Origin of the sequence: Streptomyces sp. HP-A2021 (assembly GCF_022807935.1) — a bacterium.
GTDB classification, from domain to species: domain Bacteria; phylum Actinomycetota; class Actinomycetes; order Streptomycetales; family Streptomycetaceae; genus Streptomyces; species Streptomyces afghaniensis.
In genome coordinates, this window is record NZ_CP094344.1 from 1,408,835 (window position 1) to 1,433,935 (window position 25,101).

Here is a 25,101-nt window from a genome sequence, read left to right on the forward strand (position 1 = left end):
GCCGGATGAGGGTGCTGAGACTGCGGTTGTACGGCGTCGTCTTCATCGCCGTGCTCGCGTTGCTGCTGTCCCTGTCCGTCGCCGTCTACCGGCAGGTGTTCACGCCGGTCGTGCGGATCACGCTGGAGGCCGACAGCCTCGGCAACCAGCTCGATCCGCGCGCCGACGTCAAGCTGCGCGGGCTGCTGGTCGGCGAGGTGCGCGAGGTGCGGGCCGACGGGACGAAGGCGACGCTCGACATCGCGCTGAAGCCGGAGCACGTCGCCCAGATCCCGTCCGACGTGCACGCGCGCCTGCTGCCCAAGACGCTGTTCGGCGAGAAGTACGTCGACCTGGTCGCACCGCGCGGCTCATCGGGCCGGCCCATTCGCGCCGGTGACGTCATCACCCAGGACCGCACCCGCGTCGGCATCGAGGTCCAGCAGTTGATGAACGACCTGCTGCCCCTGCTGCGGACGGTCCAGCCCGGCAAGCTCAACGCCACGCTCTCCGCGTTCGCCACCGCCCTGGAGGGACGCGGCGACCGGATCGGCGACAACCTCACGCGAGTGGAGGCCTACCTGCGCCGCCTCAATCCGCACCTGCCGTCCCTGAAAGAGGACATCGCACGCTTCGCCGACGTCGCCGAGGTCTACGGCGACGCCGCGCCCGACCTGATGGAGATCCTGCGCAACACCGTCACCACCAGCCGCACGATCGTCGAGGAGAAGGACCGGCTGGCCACGGCGCTGAAGTCCACGGCCACCGTCGCGGGCACCGCCGAGGACTTCCTCGATGCCAACGGCGACCGGCTGATCACCCTCGGCCGGGTCTCCCGCCCCACGCTGGAGCTGTTCGCCCGCTACTCACCCCAGTACCCCTGTCTGCTGGCCGGACTGGTCCGGCAGGAGAAGGCGTCCGAGGAGGCGTTCCGGGGCGGAAAGATGCACATCACGCTGGAGGTCGTACGGCCGCAGGGTGCGTACGAACCGGGTGAGGAACCGCGCTACGGCGAGCGGTCGGGCCCGAACTGCCGTGATCTGCCGCACCCTCCGGTGCCGGCGCCCGGCGCCCACCTCGACGACGGTTCCAAGAAGGCGAGTCCGTCCTCGGGCGGTCCGCTCGGCGTCTCCGCCACCCGGGCCGAGCAGCGGGCCGTCGGCTCGCTCGTGGCGCCGGCGCTGGGCGTGCCCGCGGACGAGGTGCCGCCGGTCGCGACGCTGTTGTTCGGGCCGATGGCGCGCGGGACGGCGGTGAGCGTCGCATGAGCACCACAAGTGCCCGGCAGACCGCCGCCCCGCTGATCAAGTTCAGTCTCTTCGCGCTGGTGACGATGGTGGCGACGGCCCTGCTCGCCGCCACCATCGTGAACATCTCCTTCACCCCCGAGCACGAGTACCGCGCGGTCTTCAGCGACGTCACCGGCCTGGAGGAGGGCGACGACATCCGGGTGGCCGGAGTGCGGGTCGGCGAGGTCGCGGGCATCCGGATCAAGGACCGGACGCTGGCCGAGGTCACCTTCACGGTCAGCCAGGACCGGCCGCTGCTCACCAGCACCGGCGCCGTCATCCGCTACCGCAACCTGGTCGGGCAGCGGTACGTCGCGCTGACCGAGGGCGCCGGCGACGGCAGGCGGCTGCGCCCCGGCGGCACGATCCCGCTCGCGCGCACCCAGCCCGCCCTCGACCTGAACGCGCTGCTGAACGGCTTCAAGCCGCTGTTCGCCGCGCTCAGCCCGGAGGACGTCAACCAGCTCGCCACCGAGATCATCAAGACCCTCCAGGGCGAGGGCGGCACCGTCAACAGCCTGCTGACGCACACGGCGTCGCTCACCACGACGCTGGCCGGCCGCGACAAGCTGATCGGCTCGGTGATCGACAACCTCAACACCGTGCTGAAGACGCTCGACAAGCGCGGCGCCCGCTTCTCCGGACTGCTCAAGCAACTGCGCCGGGTCATCTCGGGCCTGTCCGCCGACCGCAAGCCCATCGGGCAGTCGCTGGTGAGCATCGGCGATCTGACGGACGCCACCTCGGGCCTGCTGAAGGACGCGCGCCCGCCGCTGAAGGACGACATCACGGAACTGACAGACCTCACCGGGACGCTGAACGACAACGAGAAGACCGTGGAGGGCGTGCTGAAGAGGCTGCCGAACAAGCTCAACGAGCTGACGGGGACGGCGTCCTACGGCTCGTGGTTCAACTTCTACCTGTGCGACTTCGACGGCCGGATCGTGCTGCCGAAGACGAAGCAGGTGCTCACGCCCGAGATGCACGTGGCCAGGGCGAGGTGTGGGGCATGACCCGCAAGCGCCGCCCGCAGCCGCTGATCAAGGTGCGCATCGACCCGCCGAAGCTGCCGAGAGTACGGCTGCCGAGGATACGGCTCCTGCCGCGCCGCAAGCCGCGTCCGCAGCCGCTGGTCAAGGTCCGTGTCGACCCGCCGAAGCTGCCGAAGATACGGCTCCGGCGCCCCCGTCTCGGCCCCTTCCGCGAGCGCAACCCCATCGTCATCGGCGCCGTCGGACTCACCGTCCTCGCGCTGCTGACCGTGGCCGCGTTCAACGCCGACCGTCTGCCGGTGATCGGCGACGGTGAGACGTACAGCGCCGCCTTCGCGGAGGCGGGCGGTCTCAAGCCGGGCGACGAGGTGCGGATCGCCGGGGTCAAGGTCGGCAAGGTCGAGGAGGTCGACCTGGACGGCGACCACGTCAAGGTCACCTTCAAGATCAAGGACGAGCCGGCGTTCGGCACCGAGACGGGCGCGTCGATCCGGGTCAAGACGATCCTCGGCGCCAAGTACCTCGCCCTGCACCCCAAGGGACGGGGCCGGCTGGAGCCCGGCAGCGAGATCCCGCTGGAGCGGACCGTCCCCGCGTACGACGTCGTACAGGCGTTCAGCGATCTCACCACCACGACGGAGAAGGTCGACACCGAGCAGCTGGCCAAGGCCCTGGACACCATCTCCACCACCTTCGAGGACTCACCGGAAGAGGTACGGGCGTCCATCAAGGGCCTGTCGAAGATCTCCCGGACGGTGGCCTCGCGCGACAAGGCCCTCGGGGAGCTCCTCGACCACGCGAACGGCGTGACGGGCGTACTCGCCGACCGGTCGGGCGACTTCACCGCCCTGGTCGAGGACGGCGACAAGCTGTTCAAGGAGATCAGCAAGCGGCGGGCGGCGATCCACAAACTGCTGAAGACCTCCGCCGCGCTCGGCATCCAGCTCTCCGGCCTGGTCCAGGACAACGAGAAGGAGATCGGGCCCGCGCTCAAGGGCCTCAACACCGTGGTGAAGATGCTCGAACGGAACCAAGCCGGCCTGGAGCGGAGCATCAAGCTCCTGGCCCCCTATGTGCGGGTCTTCACCAACACCCTCGGCAACGGCCGCTGGTTCGACTCCTACGTCCAGAACCTGGTCGCCGCCCCGGTGGTGCCGCGGACGCGGACGGGAGGCACGCAGTGAGCAACCGCTGGAAGAAGAGCCTGGCCCTGCTGACCGCCCTGGCCCTGGTCGCCGCCCTCACCTACGTCCTGTGGCCGCGGACCGAGCCGGCCCGCGTCACGGCGTACTTCCCGCGCACCGTCGGCATCTACCCCGGCTCGGATGTCCGCGTGCTGGGCGTGCGGATCGGCGAGGTCAAGAAGATCACGCCGGAGGGCGGCCGGGTGCGGGTGGAGCTGGAGTACGACGCGGACCGCAAGGTCCCGGCGGACGCGCAGGCCGCGATCATCAACTCCTCGGTGGTCAGCGACCGTTACGTGCAGCTGCTGCCGGTGTACCGGAGCGGTCCGGTGCTGCGGGACGGGGACGAGATCCCCGAGTCGCGTACGGCCGTGCCGGTCGAACTGGACCGCGTCTTCGACAGCCTGCACACCACGGCCGAGGCGCTCGGCCCCGAGGGCGCCAACAAGGACGGCGCCCTGTCACGGCTGCTCGGCGTCAGCGCCGACAACCTCGACGGCCAGGGGAAGAACATCCACCGGACGGTCGAGGACCTCTCGGAGGCGGTCACGACTCTCTCCGACGGCCGCACGGACCTGTTCGGCACGGTCCGCAACCTCCAGGTGTTCACGGCGGCGCTGGCGGCGGACGACAAGAGCGTGCGCTCGTTCAACAGCAGCCTCGCCAAGGTCGCCGAGCAACTCGCGGGCGAGCGCAAGGACCTGGCGGCCGCCCTGAAACACCTCGGCACGGCCCTCGGTGACGTGTCCGCCTTCGTGAAGAAGAACAAGAAGTCGCTGACGTCGAACGTGGAGGGCCTGAGCAAGGTGACCAAGGTGCTCGTCACCCAACGTGCGGCGCTGGAGGAGCTGCTGGAGGTCGCGCCGACGGGCATGTCGAACCTGAACAACGCCTACAACCCCTCCGCAGGCACCCTCGACACCCGCAACAACCCCGACCATCCGCAGGATCCGGCCGCCCTGTTGTGCTCGATCCTGAAGACGACCGGGGAGAAGACCGACTGCGGGGACCTCAGGGACCTCTTCGACTCCCTGCCTGAAATTCCCCGGAGCGCTTCGGGCACCGGCACGGTCGACCGCACCCTCGGCGGAATCCTGGGGGCACGCGCATGAGGCCACCTCACAAGGGCGGGGCCGTCGCGTGGGCGGCCGTCGGGACGCTGCTGCTGTCCGGCTGCGAGTTCAACGGCTGGTACGACGTCCCGCTCCCGGGCGGAGCCGCCGCCGACGGCCGCGCCTACCACGTCACCGTCGAGTTCCGCGACGTCCTGGACCTGGTGCCGCAGTCGGCGGTCAAGGTCGACAACGTCACCGTGGGCGCGGTGGAGAAGGTGGAGCTGGCGGGCTGGCACGCGAGGGTCCGCCTCCGGGTCGCCGACTCGGTGAAGCTGCCCGCCAACGCCGTCGCCGGGCTGCGGCAGACCAGCATGCTCGGCGAGAAGTACGTGGCGCTGGCCGCGCCGCCGGAAGGCACGCCGGTCGGCCGGCTCCGCGACGGTGACGTGATCCCCCTGTCCCGCAGCGGCCGCAACCCGGAGGTCGAGGAGGTGCTGTCCGCGCTGTCCGCGCTGCTCAACGGCGGTGGTGTGGCCCAGCTCAAGACGATCACCACGGAGCTGAACAAGGCCCTGGAAGGCCGGGAGAACCGGGTCAAGTCCCTGCTCAAGGAGCTCGACACCTTCATCGGCGGCCTGGACGACCAGCGCCGGGACATCGTCCGCGCGCTGAAGGCCGTGGACCGCCTGGCCAAACGGCTGGGCAGGGAGAAGAGGACGATCGCCGACGCCGTCGACGCGATGCCGCCCGCCCTGAAGGTCCTGGCCGACCAGCGCCGCGACCTGACGAGGATGCTCACCGCCCTGTCCAAGCTGGGCAGGACCGGCACCAAGGTGGTCAACGCCTCGCACGACGACACGGTCGCCAACCTCAAGCGGCTGCGGCCGATCCTGCGACAGCTCAACAAGGCGGGCAGCGACCTGCCCAACTCCCTGGAGCTGCTGACGACATACCCGTTCCCGCGCAACGTGGTGGACGCCATCAAGGGCGACTACGTCAACCTGCACATCACGTCGGACCTCGACCTGCCCGGGATCTACGGCAACCTGACGGACGAGCCGGGCGGCGGGAACGGCGGGGACACTCAGGTACCGGAGCTTCCCGAGGCCCCGGACCTGCCGGACGTACCGGATCTCCCGGAGGCACCGGATCTGCCGGACGTGCCGAAGCCCACCGCGCTGCCGAGCGGTCCGAGTGTGCCGTCGCGCCCGTCGGCCCCCTCGGGCGGCGACGACCCGCTGTGCCCACCGGTGTGCACCGCCGGCTTCGGCTCCGGCGGCCATCGCACCCGGGGCGACTGGCCCGAGGGGATCGACCTCGAACTCGCCGAGCTGATGCTGAAGGGGGTCCAGCCGTGATCACCCATACGGTCAAGGTGCAACTGATCGCCTTCGCCACCCTCACCGCCGTAGGGGTGTCGTACGTCGGCGCCGAGTACACGGGCCTGGTGGACGAGGTCCTGGACCGCGGCTACACCGTGCGGGCCGACTTCGCCGACTCCGGGGGCGTCTTCCCCGGCGCCGAGGTCACCTACCGCGGGGTGCCGGTGGGCAAGGTGGGCGCACTGCGCCTGACCGGCCCGGACGGGGTCTCGGTCGCGCTCGACATCGAGGACGGGGCGCCGCGCATCCCGGCGGACACGCTGGCCGTGGTGGCGAACCGTTCGGCGGTGGGCGAGCAGTACGTCGACCTCCAGCCCCGCACCTCCCGGGGCCCGTACCTGCTGGACGGAAGCACGATCCCGCGTGGGAGCACGCGGGTGCCGCTGTCGACGACGGACATGGTCCTCAGCCTGGACCGCCTGGTGAACTCGGTCGGCAAGGACGACCTGGGCGTCACGGTCGACGAGTTGGGCCAGGCGTTCGCCGGTACCGGCCCGAACCTGAGCCGCCTGGTGGACTCGGGCAACACCCTGGTCGAGTCGGCGTCCGAGGCGCTGCCCGAGACGATCGCCCTGATCGAGGACTCACGCAAGGTCCTGAAGACGCAGGCCGACCAGGGCTCGTCGATCAAGTCGTTCTCGCGTGATCTGGCGGCGCTCTCGGCCCAGTTGAAGGCCAGCGACGGGGACCTGCGCAAGCTGATCGGCAACGCGCGGCCGGCGGGGCAGGAACTGAACTCGCTGCTGAAGTCGGCCGGGCCGGAGCTGTCGGTCCTGCTGGCCAACCTGATCAGCGGCGGCCAGGTCACGCTGGCCCGTCTCCCCGGCGTGGAGCAGGCCCTGGTCACCTTCCCACTGATGGTCGCGGGCAGCTACACGGTCGTCCCGGGCGACGGCACCACCCACTTCGGCCTGGTCCTGAACGCCGACGACCCGCCGGCCTGCACCCAGGGGTACGGCACGGCACGCCGCGACCCCGCGGACACCAGCACACGCGAGGCGAACACCGGCGCCCGCTGCACGCTCCCGCGCGGCAGCCAGTCGTCGGTACGGGGCGCGCAGAACGCCCCGGGCGCGTCGAGCACCGACGGCGGCGCGAACCAGGCGACGTACGTCACCCCGTACGACCCGGAGACCGGTACCACCACCGGTCCGGACGGAAGGAACGTCGAGATCGGCTCGACGGGCGGCCAGCAGGCCGTGTTCGGAAAGGAGTCGTGGCAATGGCTGCTCGTTGGCCCCGTGGCCTGAGGCCGGTGCGACCCGGAGTGATGACGGCAGGGCTCGTCGCGGCGACCGTCGTCACCACGGCACTGTCACTCTGGATGGCCTTCGGCCTCTACCAGCAGCGCGAGGCGGATCAGCGACGCCAGGGCATTCTGGCCGCCGCCCGCCAGTCGGCGCTGAACTTCACCTCCCTCGACTACCGGCACTACGACCGCGACAGCGCCAACGTACTGGCGGGCGCGACCGGCGAGTTCAAGAAGCAGTTCACCGCGCAGACGGACCAGCTGACGAAGCTGGTGGCCCAGAACAAGTCCGTGTCGCAGGGCCAGGTCCTGGAGGCGGGCATCGTCCGCTCCGACGAGGACTCGGCCCGGGTACTGGTGGTCGCCGACAGCAAGGTGGCCAACACCGCCGCGCCCGAGGGGGAGGCGCGCACCTACCGGCTCCAGCTCGACCTCGTGCACAAGGACGGCCGCTGGCTGACGTCCGACGTCGAGTTCGTCGGCTGACCCACGGGCCGATCCGCCGACCGGCAAGCACCGACGAGGAGTACGAGGAGTACCACCATGCCGAAGACGACCACCGGCCGCGCCCCCGGCCCCGGCACCCGCCGCACCATGACGGCGGCCGCCCGCGCGGCGGCGAAGCGCGCGGAGCGCGGCCACCGTGAGGCGGGCGCGGCGACGGCCGGCGACGAGGAGTCCCCGAGCCGGGCCGAGCGGCCACGCGCCGGACGCACCGTCCTCGTCGAGGCCCCGAAGGACGGCTGGGACGACCCGCCGGAGCCGTCACCGGAGTCGTTCGAGGAGGACGGGCCAGAGGAGCGGAGCGAGCCCGACCCCGGCGACCGTCGGAGGCCGCTCACCTTGCTCCTGGCCGTCCTGCTCGTCGTCGGCCTGGTCGCGCTCGCCGCCCTGGGGTGGCAGTACCGCGACGGCCGCCTGACGGAGAGCGCCCGGACCGAGGCGCTCGCGGCCGCGCGAAAGGCGGCGCCGGCCGTCCTGTCGTACGACTACCGCCGCCTGGACAAGGACTTCTCCAGGGCCCGCGCCCACCTGACCGGCGACTTCCGCGACGAGTACGGCAAGACCACGAAGACCGTGGTCGCCCCGACGGCCGAGAAGTACCACGGCGTGGTGAAGGCCACGGTCGCCGCCCCCGGCTCCGGCGGCACCCCGGCAGCCTCCGTCGTCTCAGCCTCCCCCGACAAGGTCGTGGTCCTGCTCTTCGTCAACCAGGTCACCGAGAGCACCCAGGTGTCGGGTGCCCGGGTGGACCAGAACCGGGTGCGGATGACGATGGACCGCACGGGCGACGGGTGGAAGGTGAGCGCGGTGGACGCCCTGTGACGGGAAGTTCCGGCCTCGGGTGCGATCACGATGTAGCTCCGCAACTGGACACCGCCCCCACCTCCTGCCGGGGCCTTCCGTCAGTTCTCGCCGACGACGACCACCGCGTCCTGGACCGACCAGCGGCGCCGCTCCGCTTTGGGAGGGTTGATCCGCACGCCGTAGCCGGGACTCGTCGACGAGTCGTCGTGGCTTCGGTAACCGATGGCGCATTCGCCACGATGACGTGCCGCTGCCACGACTGTGGCGAAGGACGTCTCACAGCCGGGCAGCACGTAGTCGGTGGCCGGCCGCAGGCGAACCCCGGTGCCGTCGGCGGAGAAGAGTTCCTCGAACACCGCTGCCAAGTGCCGGTTCTGGGAGATCTGCGCCATGAGCAGGCCGATGAGTTTGCCACTGATGATCACGTCGGCTCCGGGGCTGATGGGGGCCAGCGCCCGGTTGCGGTCGTCGATCAGTTCGGTGACAACCGGCAGCTCGCGCCCGGTGGCTTCCTCCAGTTGGCGTAGAAGGAGCAGCGTGACGAGCGTGTGGTTGTCGGGGTCGTCCTGCGCCTGTCCGGGAGCGGGGTCCTGGCCGAGCACGATCACGCTGTCGTAGGAGTGCACGTCCAGACGCTTCAGGATCTCGGGACGGGTGATGTCCCCGTGGTGCAGTGTCAAGGTCAGGTCGGAGCCGCTGTGCGTGTCGGCCTCGCTCACCTGCCGGACTGTCACTTCACGACTGTCCGCCACCACGTCGACGGCTGATCCGGGCCGAGCGCGGCGGCGCAACTGGTCGACTATGAGCGGCGCTCGGCGATTCCAGCCCAGCAGGAGAACCCGCTCCGGTCGCAACGCGGGCGTCGAAGGACCGGATGCCATCGCCGCCTTCTCGACCAACTCCGCGCAGTCGGCCGGCCATGCCGTGTCGTCGTCACGGGAGATGACGATGAGCACGTCGTCGGGGGCTATGGGCGTCTGCTGTGGCGGGTTGAGCAGGGGGGTGCCTTCTCGCATCATCCCGACGACGCTCGACGTCGGGTAGGACAGCAGCGCGTCGCCGAACGGCCGGCCGGCCAGTGCCGGCTCGGCGATCAGGTAGAACTCGTCGCCGGCGAAGTCCAGCAGTTCCTGGTGGACGAGGGAGAGCCCGGGCCGGCGGGCGGCCTGGACGATCAGCCGGGCGGTGACGGTGTCGCTCTCCAGGACGATGCCGCCCGGTCCGGCGGCCAGACAGGCGGCCAGGCGGTAGCGGTCGTCCCGGACTGCGGCGATGACCGGCGGACGGGTTCCCTCCCCGGCCAGGGCCGCCCTGAGCGCCAGCAGCGTCTTGACCACCTCGGCGTCGGCGTCCGGCTCGTCGTGGGGCAGGACCAGCACGACACCGGCCGTGGCCGGGCTGGTCAGAGTGAGCACGGCCGGGTCGGTGGTCGGGCCGCTGCGGCAGATCAGCCGCGTACGGCCGAGGGGACCCACCTTCGTGCTCAGGGCCTCCTCCATGGCGGTCTTGTCCCGGTCGGCCAGGACGGCCACCGCCGCCCGCCGCTGGTTGGCGTTGGCGGCCACCAGCTCGCTCACCACCGTGAAGACCTGTTCCGACCATCCCAGGACGACGACGTGCTCTTGTTCGAGCACGGTGGAACGGCCCCGTCGCAACTCGGTGAGCCGCTCCGTGAGCGCCGTCGTGATCAGGCCGACGAGCGTCGAGACGTACAGCAGCGCGACCAGTGCGAGCAGCACCGACATCGTCACTCGCAACGGCGCCCCCGTGGCACCGCCCAGCCGCAGTGTCTCCCCGGTGAGGCGCCATACCTCCGCCAGCCGGTCCGCCACGGCCGCCGGCGCCTCGGGGTCGGTCCACACCAGCACCGCACTGGCCGGGACGACGATGGCCAGACATAACAACGCCATCCAGCCGACGAGAGCGGGAGCACCGCGGGCCAGCGTGCTGTCGAACCAGTAACGGGCTCTGTCACCGAACGGAGTGCGCCGCTGCGCCACCCTTCCCCCTCCACCGACCCGCACTCTCGTGAGGCCTGCGCGGCACGTCGCGTACGTGACGCGACCGCAGACCCGCCGAGGAGCACGGATGTGAATACGCACGTGGCAGTGTGGGGGACCGATCACGGCGGCAGATGGAGATTGCTCCGCGTTCATCCCTTCGGGTTTCCCGAGCCGTCCACGTCGGCGGACCTGCTGTGACGTCAGGGTTTGTCGCCGTCTTCGCTCCTTCGAGTCAACGCCGGAGCGAAGGGCGGGCACCTGGTCACGGCCACCAGTACAAAGGCCGCCATGACTGAAGATCACGCGGTGGTGCACTCAGGCGGCGGCTTCTCCCGGCGGAGCTTCGCGGCGGTGGCCGGCACGGCCACGGCCGCGACGGCCCTGACCGGCGGTGTCTCCACGGCCCTGCCCGCGCCTGCCGCCCCCAGCGCCGACCGTGGCGCCGACTTCGACCGGTGCCTGGCCGTCGCTCGCGCACTGCTCGTACTGGACTCCGACAACCGCCCCCTCGTCCCGCGCTACCAGCGCGTCCTCGAAAAGGGCCTGCCGGCTCAGCGGCGGACACGTCCGAAGAACGTCCTGGTCATCGGCGCCGGTCCGGCCGGTCTTGTGACTGCCTGGCTGCTGAAGAAGGCAGGTCACCGGGTGACGGTACTGGAGGCCAACGGCAACCGCGCGGGCGGACGCATCAAGACGTTCCGCAACGGCGGCCACGAACACGCCGAGCAGCCCTTCGCCGATCCCCGTCAGTACGCCGAAGCGGGTGCGATGCGCATCCCCGGCAGCCATCCCCTGGTGATGGAGCTGATCGACCAGTTCGGCCTGAAGAAGCGGCGTTTCCACTATGTGGACGTCGACAACGAGGGACGTCCCGCCGGCCGCACCTGGATCCACGTCAACGGGATCCGGATGCGGCGCGCCGACTACGCCCGCGCGCCCCGGCGCATCAACCGGTCCTTCGGCGTTCCCCGGGCCCGCTGGGACACCCCTGCCGCCGCCATCCTGCGTTCCGTTCTGGACCCGGTGCGTGACGAGTTCAGTTACGTCAACGGCGACGGCAAGCGGGTCGACAAGCCGCTCCCGGAGCGGCTGCGGGGCTGGGCCCGCGTGGTGCAGCGGTTCGGTGACTGGTCGATGTTCCGCTTCCTGACCGAGCACGCCGGCCTCGACGAGCGGACCATCGATCTGATCGGCACCCTGGAGAACCTCACCTCACGCCTTCCTCTGTCCTTCATCCACAGCTTCACCGGCTCCTCCCTCATCAGCCCTGACACGCCCTTCTACGAGTTGGAGGGCGGCACGGCCGTGCTGCCGGACGCCCTCCTGGAACGCGTGCGGGGGGACGTGCGGTTCGACCGCCGTGTCACGCGCATCGAGTACCACCACCCCGACCGCCCTTCGCCGGACACCGAGCACGTCCGGGGCAAGGGCCCGCACGTATGGGTGGACACCGTGTCCGAGGGCCGCGACGGTCCCGTCGTACGCGAGCAGTTCACCGCGGACGTCGCCGTGGTCACGGTTCCGTTCTCCGGACTGCGCCACGTACAGATCGCCCCGCCCATGTCGTACGGCAAGCGTCGCGCGGTCTGCGAACTGCACTACGACAGCGCGACCAAGGTGCTGCTGGAGTTCAGCCGCCGCTGGTGGGAGTTCGACGAGGCCGACTGGAAGCGAGAGCTGCAGGCCATCGCCCCGGGCCTGTACGACGCCTACCGCACCGGCCGCGCCGCAGGGGACGGCAGCCTGCTCGGCGCTCATCCCTCCGTGCCCGGCGGACACATCACGGCGGGCCAGCGCACCCACTACGCCGCCAACCGAGCGATCGCGCGCGACCAGCCGGAGGCGGTCGACGTCGTGGGTGGCGGCTCGGTGTCGGACAACGCCAACCGGTTCATGTTCCACCCCTCCCATCCGGTTCCGGGCAGCGCGGGGGGTGTGGTCCTGGCTTCCTACAGCTGGGCGGACGACGCGCTGCGCTGGGACTCCCTGGACGACGAGGCACGGTACCCGCACGCCCTGTGCGGTCTCCAGCAGGTGTACGGCCAGCGCATCGAGGTCTTCTACACCGGCGCGGGCCGCACGCAGAGCTGGCTGCGCGACCCTTACGCCTACGGGGAGGCGTCCGTGCTCCTGCCCGGGCAGCACACGGAGTTGCTGCCCGCCATCCCCGTGCGCGAAGGGCCGTTGCACTTCGCCGGGGACCACACGTCCGTCAAGCCGGCGTGGATCGAGGGAGCCGTGGAGTCCGCCGTGCGTGCCGCCTTGGAGATCCACACCGCGTGAGCCGCGCGGTCCGCTGAGCCACGACGTACACGCAGGCCCCGGCGCACCCGCGCCGGGGCCATCGGTTCTCGCGGGGCGGCTTCATTACCCCAGTCGTCAACAGGAACTGCCACAGGACGACGAACTGCTACTGCAGGACGACGAGCTGCCGCAGGACGAGGAGCTGCTGCAGGACGACGAGCTGCCGCCCGAGCAGGAGGAGGAACCGCCGCAGGAGGAACCGGACGGCGAGCCGTCGCAGGCGTCACCCGCGGCGTACCAGGACGAACCGCTGGACGCCGTGCCAACGCCCCCTGTCGCTGATGCCGCACCCGTACCGCTGCTCGTCGGCCACGCCCCGTACCCCAGCCCACTCCCCCGGCCGTACCCGGACGCCTGCCGTCCCAGATCGTCCCAGGCACGCCGCCAAGCCCGACGCACGAGCCAGGCGCACAACACGGCCATCGCCGGCACGGCAACGGCCAACACGACCAAAGCAGTCACGATCATTTCCCCCCGTCCACCGGGCCAGGCGCACCGGCTGTCCGGACCATGCCCCCTGCTGTGGCGACTTCAATCTCCCCTTGAGCAAGCCAAGAGGTTCTCTCGTCAGAGCCAGGTACACGCGGCTCGCACCCCATACCGCACGCCGCCGGCCGGCGCAGACGGGGCGAATGCGAATTCACTCCGTCATCTTGCGCTGCGCCGCAGCGGATGTCGTCCTCGCCAGGGCGCGGGTGTATTCGAGATCCCAGACCAGGCTGAAGGCCGCCAGCGACGGTCGATCGGCGTGCAGGACGTGGAGCAGACATCCTGCCGCGATCGCGCCGATGACGGCGCAACGGTGAGCCGCCGGGGGCCGGCAGGCTCGACGGGCGAGGCGCAGCAGCCGGTGCCGATGACGCAGGTCCTCGCGCACCGACGACAGCCGTTGTGAATCGGGCACCAGCTGATCGATGAGAACGTCGAACTGTGCGCTGAGGGCTGGGATGCGGGTCCATGTCCGAAGGGTGCGATCGCTGTCGTGCCAGACGACGGCGAGAGGATCGAAGGCGAACCGGGAGCCCAGCCGGAAGAGCCGGAAGCCGAGTTCGACGTCCTCCTGTCTGGCCAGACGCTCGTCGAACCCGCCGACGGCACGGAAGTCGGCGCGTCGGACCGCGAGGTTGCCGGTGTAACAGTGGGTCCACGTCGGAGTGCTCTCGCCGCGGCCCAACCGAGCGTATTCCCGTCCCAGACGATCGGCGTCCCAGTGCGTCCAGGGCGGCAGGCGCCGCCCGGGCGGTGAAAGGATCGGGCCGAGGGACACCACAGGTCCGGCGGCACGGTCCAGCGCGGCGTGGTGCCGGGCGATCAGCTCCGGGCGGGAGATGCAGTCGTCGTCGATGAACAGCACGTACGGTGCATTCGACAGGGCCACCCCCCGGTTGCGGCTCGCGGCGGGCCCCACCGATCGCGCATTGCGGACGACCCGGACCGGGCGGGTGGGGTGGGACGCCTCGACGCGCCCCGCCACCGGGTCCCTGCCGCCGTCGTCGACCACGATCACACCGAAGTGCTCGAAACTCTGGCGCCAGAGCGCGCCGAGACAGGCCGCCAGCTTGTGGGCCGGGCGGTCACGGGTCGCGATGACGACGTCCAGCTCGGTGTCCCGTCCTGATCCCTGTACGTTCGCCATCACGTCCGCCTTCCCGGTGTGTGTCGTGCTCAGCGGTTGTCCACAGCCGCATCGCGGCGCCACCTGTCGTGCTCGGGGGGTATGTAGTGGGAGAACCAGACCGTGCGGTGCGCGTTTCCGATGGCGAGCAGGTCCGACACGGTGATGTTGTGCAGCCCGCGCCGTGCCAGTCCGCCGATGAGGAGTTCCGTCATCCGGGCGCGGTCGAACGGCAAGGTGAGACCGCACTCCTCGTCGATGCCCGCGCGGCCGTCATGCGCAAGGACAATGGCGCCCTCGGCGGTCTGGGTGATGACGCTGTCCGCGACTTCCTGCTCGTTTCCACCGCGCCAGTCGAGGCTGTCCAGGTCCCAGACGACACAGTCGAGACCGACGTCGCGTACTCCGAGATAGCTCCGCACCGTCTGTGCTCCGAACGGGGGCCGGAACAGCTTGACCGGGGCACCGGCGATCGCCTCGAGTTCCGATCTCGCCGATTTCAGGCACTCCCGTACCGCCCGGCGTGACACGTGGACGAGGCTGCGGTGATCAGCTCCGTGCAGTGCGACCTCGTGTCCCTCTGCGACCACACGGCGGACGAGTTCAGGGTGCGCGCGGGCGTTGTACAGCAGCATGAAGAACGTCGCGTGGCACGCCCGGTCGGTGAGGACCTCGAGCACTTGCGGGGTCCACACCCCGTCAGGCCCGTCGTCGAATGTCACGGCGACGTAGGGGCCGTTCGTCCGCACGCGCCGGATCGATCCGAGCCAGGGGCCGGCGAGTGCATCGACGGCGTGCCGCGCCGCTCGGTGGCCCCGCGGCCCCAAGGCTCTCCGCATCGACTCGACCACGCCCGTGGCGTCGCTCGTCGCGTCCTGTCGCATGTTGCACCTCCACGATCACGTCCACCAGCGGAGCACCACCTGCTCGGCGGCCTTGTCCCGCGGTGTGTAATCGAGCGCGTCGTCCCGGCTGCCGCGCGGCGTCACGTCCCAGACCCACCAGAAGACACCGGCCCACCAGGACTCGCCCCCGAAGCTCGCGAGCAGCGCCGCGTAGCCGGCCGCCTGCTCGGCCTGATCCGGCGTCGTACTGATCGTCCAGGAGTACGGGGCCGTGGTGGACCCACGCTGGCTGGTATAGCCCGCTTCGGTGAAAAGGATGCGGCGACCACGTTCGGCCGCGAATGCCGCCAGCTTCTCCCGGATGGGTCTCCAGGTCCGTTGCAGCGCCCGCGCATCGTGAGTGGGCCGCGTGCTCAGGGGCCAGTAGGCGTCGACGCCGATCAGGTCCACGGCGTCCCAGAAGGCGACCCGGGGGTACTCGTCGTAGTTGGCCGCGTACACCAACGGCCCCGGATAGCGCGCACGCACGGCCCGGACGACGCCCAGCCACTTGCCCCTGTCCCCCGAGACCCCCTCCAGTTCGGTCCCCACGGCGAATTGCTCCACTCCGGTCCGTGCGGCCAGATCCGCATAGTGGGTGATGAGGGCGGTGTAGGAGGTGAACCACGCGGTGTGGTCGCGTGGCCGGATGTGGCTCCGGCTCTCGGCGCGCGGCAGGTCGACATGCGGTTTGAGCAGGACCTTCAGTCCGCGCTCGTGGGCCAGGGCGATCGCCTTCCGCACCCCGGCGTCGTCGGGCGTCTGCCATGCAGCACCGGCAGGCGCCCGGGTGATCTCGTCGGCGTCGGAACTGCTCTGGAACCACGTGGGCACGATCTGGACCCATCCCGCGCCGACGCCGGCCATGTGGCGGAGACTGCCCTCGAGCACCTGCGTGTCGCCGTAACCGTCACGGGAGTACGTGGGCAGGGCGAAACCGTGCTGCCGGTGCCGCGCCGGGCCGGGTTCGGTCTCACCGGAACATCCGGACACCGCCGTGGCGACGAGCACGATGCCCAGCACGGCGGCGGCCAGGCGCCGTGCGTGGCGTGTCAACGCGCCATGCGGGCCGAGGCCCTTGTCATGAGAACACCGGGTGGCCGGCACGAGGGCATCGTCTCCTCACCTCGGCCGCACACGCGGCCGGGCCTGCTCCGGCGCACCGCCGCGGAGCGGCGGCAGCGGTCTTGCCGAGGCGACGTCGTCACCACCGCGGAAGCACACGGCGACCAGCAAGCCCATCACCGCGGTGATGCCCAGAGCGTCGAAAGCCGGAAAGGTCACACCGGTGAGGAGAAGGGCGAGCAGGGCCGCTCGGCTGCCGATCCGGAGGGTGTGCCGCCGCCAGTCCTCCCCGGACGGGCCCCGCCGCACGACCGCCGCTGCGATCACGAGCACGAGGAAGGCCGCCGCCGGTATCCCGATCTTCCATGCCAGCCAGAGGTAGCCGTTGTGGGCGAAGGGGGTCGTCAGGGTGTCGAACGTGTTGTCCTTGCTCCAGGTGATCGTGGCGCCGAAGCCCGATCCGGTCAGGGGCCGGCTTTTGATCTCGTCCAGGACGACCTGCGATTCGATCACCCGGTACTCGTAGGACTTGTCGACCTCGAGTTGAGTGACCGAGACCAGGCGCTGCACGGCCGTTCGGATCTCGCCGGGTGCGAGCACGGCGAGGCACACGAGCAGTGACACAGCACCGAGCGGCGCCCACTTCGCCGCGATCCGGCGCGCGTGGGCCCCCGACATCATCACCACGACGGCGCAGGCCACCACCGTGGCCACCCAGAAGGTCCGCTCGTACGTGAGCCAGAGGCAGATCGCGTTCAAGCACACGATCGCCGCCAACAGCCACCGGAGCGCGATCGACCGCACGCGACCGGACACCAGCGCGGCCCACGCCAGCGTCACGGCGACCGGGTACGCGTACAGCCCGCCCTGCAGTGAACCGCGTTCCGACGAGGTGAGGTCCACGCCCTTGCGGACGCCGACATCGGCCGAGCTCGTGTAGTCGATGGAGAACCCCCACTGGATCAGCCCCCAGACCCCCAGAGCCAGCCCGAGAGCGATCAGTGCCCCGTCGAGACGTCGGCGGGCCGCCTTGTCACGAACCACCGGCCACGCCAGCACGAACGCGCCCACCCCGAGCATCACACGACGGGCCTCATGGCCCGCCTCGCTCACGGCGGCTCCGTGCGTTATTCCCCACACCAGGGCCCCGGTGACCACCAGGGCGACGCCCGCGGCGGCGAGAAGCGGCATGTCGGTCTCCAGCCGGCGCGTCAGGATCAGCCATCCGACCCGGCACAGTCCGAGGACGAGGAGGACGTCGACGAGCAGCAGCCCGGGCCGGCCGGACCCGCCGACGGCGGAGAACTGGTCCTGCACCTCGAAGGGCACCAACACCGTGACGGCGACCAGAACGGACAGGGCGGCGACCGGTGCCCCGAACGCCAGCGGGATCACCACGATCGCGGCGACGGCCATGAGCGGCGCACCGGGTAGGAGGGCCCCGAACGCAAGTGCCGCCAGCATGGCGACGCACGTCGTGCCCAGGGCGCGACGGCCCGGTCCGGACGCGAGCGGCGGCGACGATGGCGCCCGCTTCCGTCCGGCCACTGCCCATGTCACTGGGATCGCCTCCCGACGAAGGTCCGGAGCAGCAAGAGCCCCGACGCCGCCAGCCCGGCAGCGCCTGCGGCGCAGACGGCGACGCTGTCGGACGTCCCCGCGGCCCTCAGGGAGAAGAGCAGGGCGAAAGTCACCACCACCTGCCATGCCACCGCGGCCACGATCGGGCGCAGAGCATGCCAGAGGTCTCCGGGTGTGGTCCCGGCGAGCCGTGCACCGACGGTGGCATACACCGCCACGTACGGCAGGAAGACCACAACGTGCGCCAGTGCGGCCCCACGGATCCCGTCGATCGACACGAGGACCCACAGAGCGATGGCCGTAGCGATACAACGGGCGGCCATGACTTTCGCGCGGAAGTCGATGTGTCCGGTCCCGGAGAGCGCCTCACCTATGCAGTTGTCGATGGCGTAACCGATGCCGGCCAGCCACAGCACCTGGAAGGCGGTCACCATGCCCGCCCATTCGGGTCCCAGGACGGCCGGAAGCACCACCGGTGCGAGCAGGATGCCGGCCGGCAGCAGCGGCAGCAGGAGCGCCGACATCAGGCGCACGGACTGCACCGTCCGCTCCCCGCTGGTCTCAGGGCTGGACGCGGCGGCGGCGAAGAGCACCTTGCCGACCTGCTCCGAGAATTGCGTCGAGGGAGCCATGGCGATGGTGAAGGCCAGAGCGTAGAGACCGACGAGACTCGCATCGCTGGAGAGGCCGACCACCAGGTAGTCGAGGTTGGCGGCCAGCATCATGGTGACGCCGAACAGGAAGAACCACCGATTGGCGGTGCGCGCGTGGTCGGCGGCGCCGGAGGCGTCCGGCGCCGCCGGTCCATGCCGGAGACCGGGCAGACACAGCGCGGTGGTGAGCACCGCCAGCAGACCGAACAACACCACTTGGCGCGCCACCAGCGACCAGACGCCCGCGCCGGCCAGGACCGCGGCCACGGCCACCGCCGCGGACACCATGTTGGCGACGGCCGTGGCCCAGGCGAGCCGCCGGAACCGCATCGACTTGTGCAGCAGCGCCGTGGGGACGACGGCGATCGCGTGCAGCGGCAGGCAGACGGCGAGCAGCGCGACGGCAGGCGCGTCTCCGCCTCCTGCGAAGGTGCCCACGAGGGGTCCTGCGGACGCCGCCATCGCTGCGGCGAGTCCTGCGGCGATGAGGAAGCAGCGCCAGAAGGCGCCTACGAGGTAGGCCCGGGTGAGACGCGGATGCACCATGATGCCGCCGTAGGTGCCGCGTTCCACCAGCAGGGTCGCGATGTAGACGACGGCTGTTCCGACCGCCACGGTCCCGAAGCTGGCCGGTGGCAGGCGTCGTGCGAGGAAGATGAGCGATCCATAGGCGAAGGCCTGGGCGACCAGATGACTTCCGGTCATCCATGAAGCGGAGGCGATCAGGCTGCGCCCGGTCAGCTCGCGCGGCCTGGGGACGCCCTTGGCGCTGACGCTCACGGCAGTGCCTGGCTGCCGGTCGACGTCGCGGATTCCCCGTCGCGCCGCCACCGCAGGCGCAGGGCGTCGACGGCCAGGCGAGCGGCGGGGGGAACCCCCTGGACCAGGTAGCGGCGCCAGAGCCAGGGCTGTCTCGTGAGCCGCCAGGCCCACTCCAGGCAGAGCCGGCGCACGAGATCCGGGGGGCGTGTGCGATCGCCGTTGATGAAATCGAAACTCGAGCCCACACCCACGAACCAGGTGCCCGGCAAGGCGGGGCGCAGATCGGTCATGACCGATACCTGGCTCGCGAAGGGCAGACCGAGGAACACGATGTCCGGGGACGAGGCGATCAGTGTGCGCGAGAGGGCCGCCAGCTCTCCGGCCATGGTGTCGGGCCGGACGTAGCACGGGTAGGTTTCGGCACGCAGCCCCGGGGTCACCTGCGTGAGACGGTCGGCGGCCCGCTGTGCCTCGCCGGGGCGACCCCCTGCGAGCAGGACCGAGCGCCCGTGCGCACCTGCTCCCGCGGCCAGGGCCCGGAGCATGTCCGTGCCCGTGATCTGCTGGGGCGCCGGGGTTCGCTGGATCCGCAGCGCGACCACCAGCGGCATGCCGTCGGTGACGACGAGTTCGGTGTGTTCGAACACCCGCCGCAGATCCGGCGAGCGCCGGTACTGCCGCAAGATGTCGATGTTCGGCGTCAGCACTGTCCCGCCCCGGCCGTCCGCCAAGCTGTCGAACACCTGACCGACCGCCTCGTCCAGCGTCACCGCATGGATGGGCATGCCCATGAGACGTGGGATCCGCCGAGGCGGAGGCGCCCCGGGGGCAGGGAACGACATCGGACTCACTTCCCGATGATTTCCGGTGAGGACACATCTGGCTCGCGTCTGGCGGTCGCGACGTCGTCGCTCTGCGCGCGGCGCCTGATTCGCTCGATCCCGACGGCTCCGAGAATGCCGAGGAACATCCCACCACCTGCCGCCAGGCCGATCATCACGGCTGCGGGCATCTCCTTGACGCGCACCGCCGGACTGATCGAGTCGATACTCAGGGTGGGATCCGCTCCGCTCTCGCGGACGAAGTTGAGAAGTTGCAGCCTCCGGGACTCTTCCCCGGCGTTCGGATCCGCCGCGGTGTTCCTGGTCGCGAAGGCGATGCGGCGATCCAGTTGCGCGGAGATCGTCTGCCACCGATCCTTCAGAGCCGTCTGTGCGAACGTCCTAGCCAGGCGGACCGCCTGGTCCGGGTCGGCCCCTCGGGCGGTGACCTCGATCAGGTTCGTTTCGCCGACCGTGACGTCGACGGCAGAGCGGACGGATCCGGGAGTCCAGCGACCGCCGAGGGACTGGGCGGTCCCGAGCGCGACACGGTGGGAGTCCAGCACTCGCGCCACCGTGGAGGAGGTGCGGTTGGCATCGCCCGCATCGCGAACGAGGCTGGTTCCGAGGAATGTCTCGTCCGATTGCGCGAGAGGCGTGACCGGCATTCTCACGGTCGAACTGTAGGAAGGGGCTCGTGGCCCCAAGGCCACCACGCTCGCCACTACGGCGGCGAGCGTGGTGAGCACCACGAGTGGCCACCAGCGCACAACGTCGCGGATCCCGACAGCGCCCGAACGGGCGCCGCTGTCGTGTGGCGCTTCGGGCCGCTTGCCATCCGATGCCGTGGACGTCCCCAGGGGATGCCGATGCAGATCCGTGGTCATGCCGGCTGCCCGTATGCGAGAAGGTGCATGGTGACCGCCAGGTCCTCGTCGAGAGTCGGATCGGGTGCCACGGCGCAGGCCAACTGCGCGTCGATGGCACGGTTGAGATCGTGCGGATCACCCGCCCGGAAGGTCCGCGAGGCAAGTTCCCGCAGGCCACCCACGTTCGCCGCGACGGTCGGGGTGCGCAGCTGACGGGCAACCGCGAGCACCCCGCTCTGGCTCGCCTTGTCATAGGGCAGGACGACGAGATCCGCCGCCGAGATCGCCGCCGCGAACTCTCCGAGCTCGAGGAACCCCACTCGTGCGACGACGTCGACGCCGTGGGCATGTGCGAGTTCTGCGCAGTGGGCCCACCCGCCACGGTCTTCACCCACGACGGCCAATCGCCGGTTCGCGGGCCACTGGCGAGCACTCTCGACAAGCACGTCGAGCCGCTTCTCGGGTCGGATGCATCCGGCGAAAAGGACGACGGACACGTCCGTGCCGGCACGCCACTCGTTGCGCCACGCGAGCCGCTCGTCGTCCGAGGCCGCAGGCACGAGCTGGACGAGCGGAGAACAGTGCCCCTCGAGACCGCGGCGGCGAAGGACCTCGACGTCCGCATGGGAGTAGACGATGACCTCGTGCGGGACTCGAAGGGCGAGCCGCAGCAACGCGCCGTCCACACGCCCCCGTCTCGAGAACGTGTCGTGCGGTGAGTAGACCACCAGACGATCCCTGAACCGCCCGACGCTCAGTGCGAGAAGTGTCAGGGCCCCCGCCGCGGCGATCCCCTGCACATGAAGGACCGCGCCGGGGGGTACCGCGGCGTGAAGGTGCGGCAGCGTACGGCAGACGAACCTGCGGGCGATGGCGCTGGGGCGGCGAGCGCCGCCACGACGATCACGTGGCCACCACGAGCACGGGCACAGGTCGACGCCATCGATGCGCACCTTTTCGTGCTCGTGCCCGGTGTGGAGCACCACGTGCCGGCCGGACTCGCCGAGGAGCTGACCGAGGCGGCAGGCATGCTGGAAGACCCCGGCGTATCCCGATGGTTCGAACAAGTGGATCTCGGGGCGGGCGGACCGGGTCATGCTCGCGCGGTCAGGGACGTGCCCGGGCATCCGGGACGGACCCTCTGGGTTGAACGGACCCTCTGGGTTGATTCGGACGGGTTCGGGGCACATGCCAGCAGTCTGCGGTGGTGCCGAGGCGGGTTCATCGGTAACCGGACCCAACTTTTCACTGCGGGCTACCCAGATACGCCGAGCGACGAGCCCTTACTCGGAGCGCCGGCCTCCGGCCTGCCCGAAGCGGGCGTGAAGGCGTGCAGGCCCGAAGATCCTTAGACTGAAGGTGTTCGGATACACGACGCATCCACCCTGGGGACAGCCGTGACCGATCTTCTCGAACGCGGCGCCGTACTGCAGGATCTCGCAGACTGCCTGGACCAGGCCGAACTCGGCCACGGACAGCTGGTGCTGTTGCGCGGTGAGGCCGGTATCGGCAAGACCGCGGTCGTGCGGCGCTTCGCGGAGGAGATGGGCGGTGCGGGGCGCGCCCGGGTTCTGCTCGGGGCCTGCGACCCGCTCTCCGCGCCGCGCCCTCTGGGCCCCTTGATGGACGTCGCCACGCTGCTCGGCCCGCCGGTGACCCAGGCCCTGGAGGCGGGCTTGCGTCGGCGTACCGACCCGGGCGGCATCTTCAACGGAGTGCTCACGGCGCTCGGCGGCCAGGCGGGAGGGCAGCCGACGCTGCTGGTGATCGAGGACCTGAACTGGGCCGATCAGGCCACTTTGGACCTGGTGCGCTTCCTGGCCCGGCGGATCGACCGGATCCCCCTCCTGCTCCTGGCCACCTACCGCGACGATGAGATCGGCTCCACACACCCGCTGGCGGCGGTACTGGGCGACCTCGCCGCTTTGGCCGCGGTCCACCGGTGCACCCTGGAGCCGCTGAGCCGCCGAGCGGTCGCCGATCTGACGGCCGCGGCCGGGCACCCGGTGGACGCCCACGAGCTGTTCAGCAACACGCACGGAAACCCGTTCTACGTCACAGAAGTCCTGGCAGCCCGCGCTCCCGGCGTCCCCGCCACTGTGCGCGAAGCGGTACTGGGCCGAATAGCCCGGCTCCCGGACCGGGCCCGGGAAGCGGCGGAGACGGTGGCCGTCATCGGGCCCCGCGCGACCGAACCGTTGATCGCCGCCGTATCACGGGAGGCCGCCACGGGGCTGGAGGACTGCCTGGCATCGGGTGTGCTGCGCCCGGACGGTCCGGTGCTGTGCTTCCGCAACGAGCTGGCGCGCCGGGCCGTCTGGGAGTCGCTCCCGGTCTACCGGCGCGCCAGGCTGCACGGCCGCGTCCTGGCGGCCTTGCGCTCCGGACCGGTCGACCCGGTCGATCTCGCCCAGCTCGCCTTCCACGCCGAGCAGGCCGGGGACGAAGGGGCCGTGGCCGAGTACGCCCCGCGGGCAGCCTCCTACGCTGCGGCGCTCGGCTCGCACCGGGAGGCCGCCGAACTGTACGGCCGCGCCGTGCGCAACCCGGCTTCCGCACCGTCCGCACAGCGTGTCGAACTGCTCGAAGCCCAGGCGTACGAGAACTACGTGACCGGGAACGTTCCGGAGGCGATCGACGCCTGGGACGAAGCGGTCCTGCTGCGCCACGAGCAGGGCGACCGGCGCCGCGAGGCAGAGGACCTGCGCCGGCTCTCCCACATGCACTGGCTGGCGGTCCACCGGACGGACGCCTGGAGAGCGGGCCTGGACGCCGTGCGCGTGCTGGAAGGCGAGGACGCGCCCCGGGAACTCGCCTGGGCCTACGCCCACCTCGCCCAACTGGCCTGCCTCGGCTACGACCCCGCGACGACGGCCGATTACGCGGGCAAGGCCACCGAACTGGGGCTGGGCCTGGGCGAACCCGCGCTGAAGGCCCATGCGCGTGTCTGCGAGGCCCTGGTGAACGTGGCCTGCCGCGGGCAGGGCTGGCCGAGTTTCGAGGACGCCTGGCACGCGGCCATGGCCGAGGAGGGCCTGACGGACGACGCCTGTAAGGTCGGAGCGGTGGCCTGCTGGACCGCGGCACTCCATCACGATCTGCCGCGCCTCGATCGACTGACCGTCCGCACCTGCGCGTACTGCCGCGAACACGAACTCCCGATGTTCCTCGTGCTGGCCCTCGGAACGGCCGGCCTCGGCATGCTGCACCGTGGCCAGTGGGCACGGGCCGCCCAGAAGGCGGGCGACGTGCTCGACCGGAACCCCCAGCCGGTGCACCGGCTGCTGCCCTTGGTGACGTCAGCGCTGGTCAGGGCCCGCCGAGGCGAACCGGGGGTGTGGCCACTGCTGGACGAGGCACTCTCGTACGGCGAAGACGCGGATCTCTTCCTGGCGGGCCCGGTATGGGCCGCCCGCGCCGAGGCGGCCTGGCTCGAAGGGGACGACAGCCTCGCCGTGGCGGAGGCCGAACACGGTCTGAAGGCCGTCACCATCGACAGCGACCCCTGGCTCGTCGGCGGACTGCTGCGCTGGTCCCGGCTGACGGGCGGCGAACCCCCGCAGACGCGGGCGGCAGAGCCGTACGCCCTGGAACTGGCCGGGCAGTGGCGCGAGGCGGTGCGCGTGTGGGAGGAGCTCGGTTGTCCGTACGACGCGGCGCTGGCCCGCCTCGGCGGTGATGTACCCGCCATACGGCAGGCACTGGAGACCTTCCGCTCCCTGGGGGCCCGACCCGCTGCGGAGCGCGCCTGGGAACGCCTGCGGGCGGCCGGGGTGCGGCGCACCTCGTACGGCAAGCGCGCCTCGACGTGCGCCAACCCGTACGGCCTGACCAAGCGGGAGCGGGAGGTCCAGCACCTGCTGCGCGAGGGACTCAGCAACAGGGAGATCGCCGCCCGGCTCTACATCACCCCCAAGACCGCCGCACATCACGTGGCCGCCGTGCTCGCGAAACTCGGCGTCCACACGCGCGAGGAGGCCGCCATCCCGCTTGACCAGGACCGGTCCGGACTCTCCTGACGGCGAACACTCGAAGTGCGGTGACGGCCACTCCCGGTATCTGGGCATCCCGCCGCGAAAAGCTGGGTCCGGTTACCGATGAACCTG

The 25,101-nt window shown here is 70.7% G+C and carries 19 protein-coding genes; 10 read left to right on the top strand and 9 right to left on the bottom strand.

The genetic code is table 11. From position 1 onward, the window contains the following. The first annotated feature begins 5 nt into the window (after positions 1-5). Genes MQE23_RS06440 through MQE23_RS06475 form a run of 8 tightly spaced genes read left to right on the top strand, consistent with a single transcriptional unit; the run spans position 6 to position 8,456 of the window. A complete protein-coding gene (locus MQE23_RS06440; RefSeq protein ID WP_243378524.1) occupies positions 6-1,247 on the top strand; it encodes an MCE family protein in 1,242 nt (413 codons plus the stop codon). Then, positions 1,244-2,281 (top strand): MlaD family protein, encoded by a 1,038-nt coding sequence (locus MQE23_RS06445; protein WP_243378525.1) that lies wholly within the window; start codon positions 1,244-1,246, stop codon positions 2,279-2,281. Before MQE23_RS06440 ends, MQE23_RS06445 begins: the two co-directional genes overlap by 4 nt. Further along, positions 2,278-3,444: an MCE family protein gene (locus MQE23_RS06450; RefSeq protein WP_020270088.1), complete on the top strand. Its 1,167-nt coding sequence runs from the start codon at positions 2,278-2,280 to the stop codon at positions 3,442-3,444. The genes MQE23_RS06445 and MQE23_RS06450 overlap by 4 nt, the downstream gene beginning before the upstream one ends. Then, a complete protein-coding gene (locus tag MQE23_RS06455; RefSeq protein WP_243378526.1) occupies positions 3,441-4,556 on the top strand; it encodes an MCE family protein in 1,116 nt (371 codons plus the stop codon). The genes MQE23_RS06450 and MQE23_RS06455 overlap by 4 nt, the downstream gene beginning before the upstream one ends. After that, positions 4,553-5,857 carry an MCE family protein gene (locus MQE23_RS06460; protein WP_243378527.1) on the top strand — a complete coding sequence of 435 codons (1,305 nt, stop codon included), beginning with the start codon at positions 4,553-4,555 and terminating at the stop codon, positions 5,855-5,857. The genes MQE23_RS06455 and MQE23_RS06460 overlap by 4 nt, the downstream gene beginning before the upstream one ends. Continuing rightward, positions 5,854-7,131, top strand: a complete 1,278-nt coding sequence (locus MQE23_RS06465; protein ID WP_020270091.1) for an MlaD family protein — start codon at positions 5,854-5,856, stop codon at positions 7,129-7,131. Before MQE23_RS06460 ends, MQE23_RS06465 begins: the two co-directional genes overlap by 4 nt. 20 nt (positions 7,132-7,151) lie before the next feature. After that, positions 7,152-7,616, top strand: a complete 465-nt coding sequence (locus MQE23_RS06470) for a hypothetical protein (RefSeq protein ID WP_082319732.1) — start codon at positions 7,152-7,154, stop codon at positions 7,614-7,616. Positions 7,617-7,673: 57 nt separating this feature from the next. Then, positions 7,674-8,456 carry a hypothetical protein gene (locus MQE23_RS06475; RefSeq protein ID WP_243378528.1) on the top strand — a complete coding sequence of 261 codons (783 nt, stop codon included), beginning with the start codon at positions 7,674-7,676 and terminating at the stop codon, positions 8,454-8,456. An 80-nt stretch (positions 8,457-8,536) separates the two neighbouring features. Here the strand turns inward: MQE23_RS06475 and MQE23_RS06480 are convergent, their stop codons facing one another. Next, complete coding sequence (locus MQE23_RS06480; RefSeq protein WP_243378529.1) at positions 8,537-10,438, bottom strand: NAD-binding protein; 1,902 nt, start codon at positions 10,436-10,438, stop codon at positions 8,537-8,539. Between the two features lie 291 nt (positions 10,439-10,729). On the opposite strand from MQE23_RS06480, the gene MQE23_RS06485 reads away from it, so the two are divergent. Next, positions 10,730-12,724, top strand: coding sequence for an FAD-dependent oxidoreductase (locus tag MQE23_RS06485; RefSeq protein ID WP_243378530.1), 1,995 nt, complete (start codon positions 10,730-10,732; stop codon positions 12,722-12,724). Positions 12,725-13,385: 661 nt separating this feature from the next. On the opposite strand, the gene MQE23_RS06490 is transcribed toward MQE23_RS06485, so the two are convergent. The 8 genes from MQE23_RS06490 to MQE23_RS06525 form a co-directional block, all read right to left on the bottom strand. Next, a complete protein-coding gene (locus MQE23_RS06490) occupies positions 13,386-14,381 on the bottom strand; it encodes a glycosyltransferase (protein ID WP_037669823.1) in 996 nt (331 codons plus the stop codon). Between the two features lie 29 nt (positions 14,382-14,410). Next, positions 14,411-15,244, bottom strand: coding sequence for a polysaccharide deacetylase family protein (locus MQE23_RS06495; protein WP_243378531.1), 834 nt, complete (start codon positions 15,242-15,244; stop codon positions 14,411-14,413). A gap of 15 nt (positions 15,245-15,259) precedes the next feature. Further along, complete coding sequence (locus MQE23_RS06500; protein WP_243378532.1) at positions 15,260-16,300, bottom strand: hypothetical protein; 1,041 nt, start codon at positions 16,298-16,300, stop codon at positions 15,260-15,262. Between the two features lie 66 nt (positions 16,301-16,366). After that, a complete protein-coding gene (locus MQE23_RS06505; RefSeq protein ID WP_020273270.1) occupies positions 16,367-17,725 on the bottom strand; it encodes an O-antigen ligase family protein in 1,359 nt (452 codons plus the stop codon). A 140-nt stretch (positions 17,726-17,865) separates the two neighbouring features. Beyond that, positions 17,866-19,323, bottom strand: coding sequence for an oligosaccharide flippase family protein (locus MQE23_RS06510; protein WP_020273271.1), 1,458 nt, complete (start codon positions 19,321-19,323; stop codon positions 17,866-17,868). Next, positions 19,320-20,096 (bottom strand): WecB/TagA/CpsF family glycosyltransferase, encoded by a 777-nt coding sequence (locus MQE23_RS06515; protein WP_243378533.1) that lies wholly within the window; start codon positions 20,094-20,096, stop codon positions 19,320-19,322. The genes MQE23_RS06510 and MQE23_RS06515 overlap by 4 nt, the downstream gene beginning before the upstream one ends. Before the next feature lie 56 nt (positions 20,097-20,152). Next, positions 20,153-21,013 carry a hypothetical protein gene (locus tag MQE23_RS06520; RefSeq protein ID WP_128092581.1) on the bottom strand — a complete coding sequence of 287 codons (861 nt, stop codon included), beginning with the start codon at positions 21,011-21,013 and terminating at the stop codon, positions 20,153-20,155. Beyond that, positions 21,010-22,092, bottom strand: coding sequence for a glycosyltransferase (locus MQE23_RS06525; RefSeq protein WP_243378534.1), 1,083 nt, complete (start codon positions 22,090-22,092; stop codon positions 21,010-21,012). Before MQE23_RS06525 ends, MQE23_RS06520 begins: the two co-directional genes overlap by 4 nt. A gap of 300 nt (positions 22,093-22,392) precedes the next feature. On the opposite strand from MQE23_RS06525, the gene MQE23_RS06530 reads away from it, so the two are divergent. Beyond that, entirely contained in the window at positions 22,393-25,014 is a 2,622-nt protein-coding gene (locus tag MQE23_RS06530; RefSeq protein WP_243378535.1) for a LuxR family transcriptional regulator, read from the top strand. Positions 25,015-25,101: the final 87 nt, after the last annotated feature.

What these genes read in the sequence shown, in the direction of transcription:
- MQE23_RS06440 (WP_243378524.1), top strand. Translation starts at nt 6, where the DNA reads ATGAGGGTGCTGAGACTGCGGTTGTACGGCGTCGTCTTCATCGCCGTG.
- MQE23_RS06445 (WP_243378525.1), top strand. Translation starts at nt 1,244, where the DNA reads ATGAGCACCACAAGTGCCCGGCAGACCGCCGCCCCGCTGATCAAGTTC.
- MQE23_RS06450 (WP_020270088.1), top strand. Translation starts at nt 2,278, where the DNA reads ATGACCCGCAAGCGCCGCCCGCAGCCGCTGATCAAGGTGCGCATCGAC.
- MQE23_RS06460 (WP_243378527.1), top strand. Translation starts at nt 4,553, where the DNA reads ATGAGGCCACCTCACAAGGGCGGGGCCGTCGCGTGGGCGGCCGTCGGG.
- MQE23_RS06470 (WP_082319732.1), top strand. Translation starts at nt 7,152, where the DNA reads ATGACGGCAGGGCTCGTCGCGGCGACCGTCGTCACCACGGCACTGTCA.
- MQE23_RS06475 (WP_243378528.1), top strand. Translation starts at nt 7,674, where the DNA reads ATGCCGAAGACGACCACCGGCCGCGCCCCCGGCCCCGGCACCCGCCGC.
- MQE23_RS06485 (WP_243378530.1), top strand. Translation starts at nt 10,730, where the DNA reads ATGACTGAAGATCACGCGGTGGTGCACTCAGGCGGCGGCTTCTCCCGG.
- MQE23_RS06490 (WP_037669823.1), bottom strand. Translation starts at nt 14,381, where the DNA reads ATGGCGAACGTACAGGGATCAGGACGGGACACCGAGCTGGACGTCGTC.
- MQE23_RS06495 (WP_243378531.1), bottom strand. Translation starts at nt 15,244, where the DNA reads ATGCGACAGGACGCGACGAGCGACGCCACGGGCGTGGTCGAGTCGATG.
- MQE23_RS06505 (WP_020273270.1), bottom strand. Translation starts at nt 17,725, where the DNA reads ATGGCCGTCGCCGCGATCGTGGTGATCCCGCTGGCGTTCGGGGCACCG.
- MQE23_RS06515 (WP_243378533.1), bottom strand. Translation starts at nt 20,096, where the DNA reads ATGGGCATGCCCATCCATGCGGTGACGCTGGACGAGGCGGTCGGTCAG.
- MQE23_RS06520 (WP_128092581.1), bottom strand. Translation starts at nt 21,013, where the DNA reads ATGACCACGGATCTGCATCGGCATCCCCTGGGGACGTCCACGGCATCG.
- MQE23_RS06525 (WP_243378534.1), bottom strand. Translation starts at nt 22,092, where the DNA reads ATGACCCGGTCCGCCCGCCCCGAGATCCACTTGTTCGAACCATCGGGA.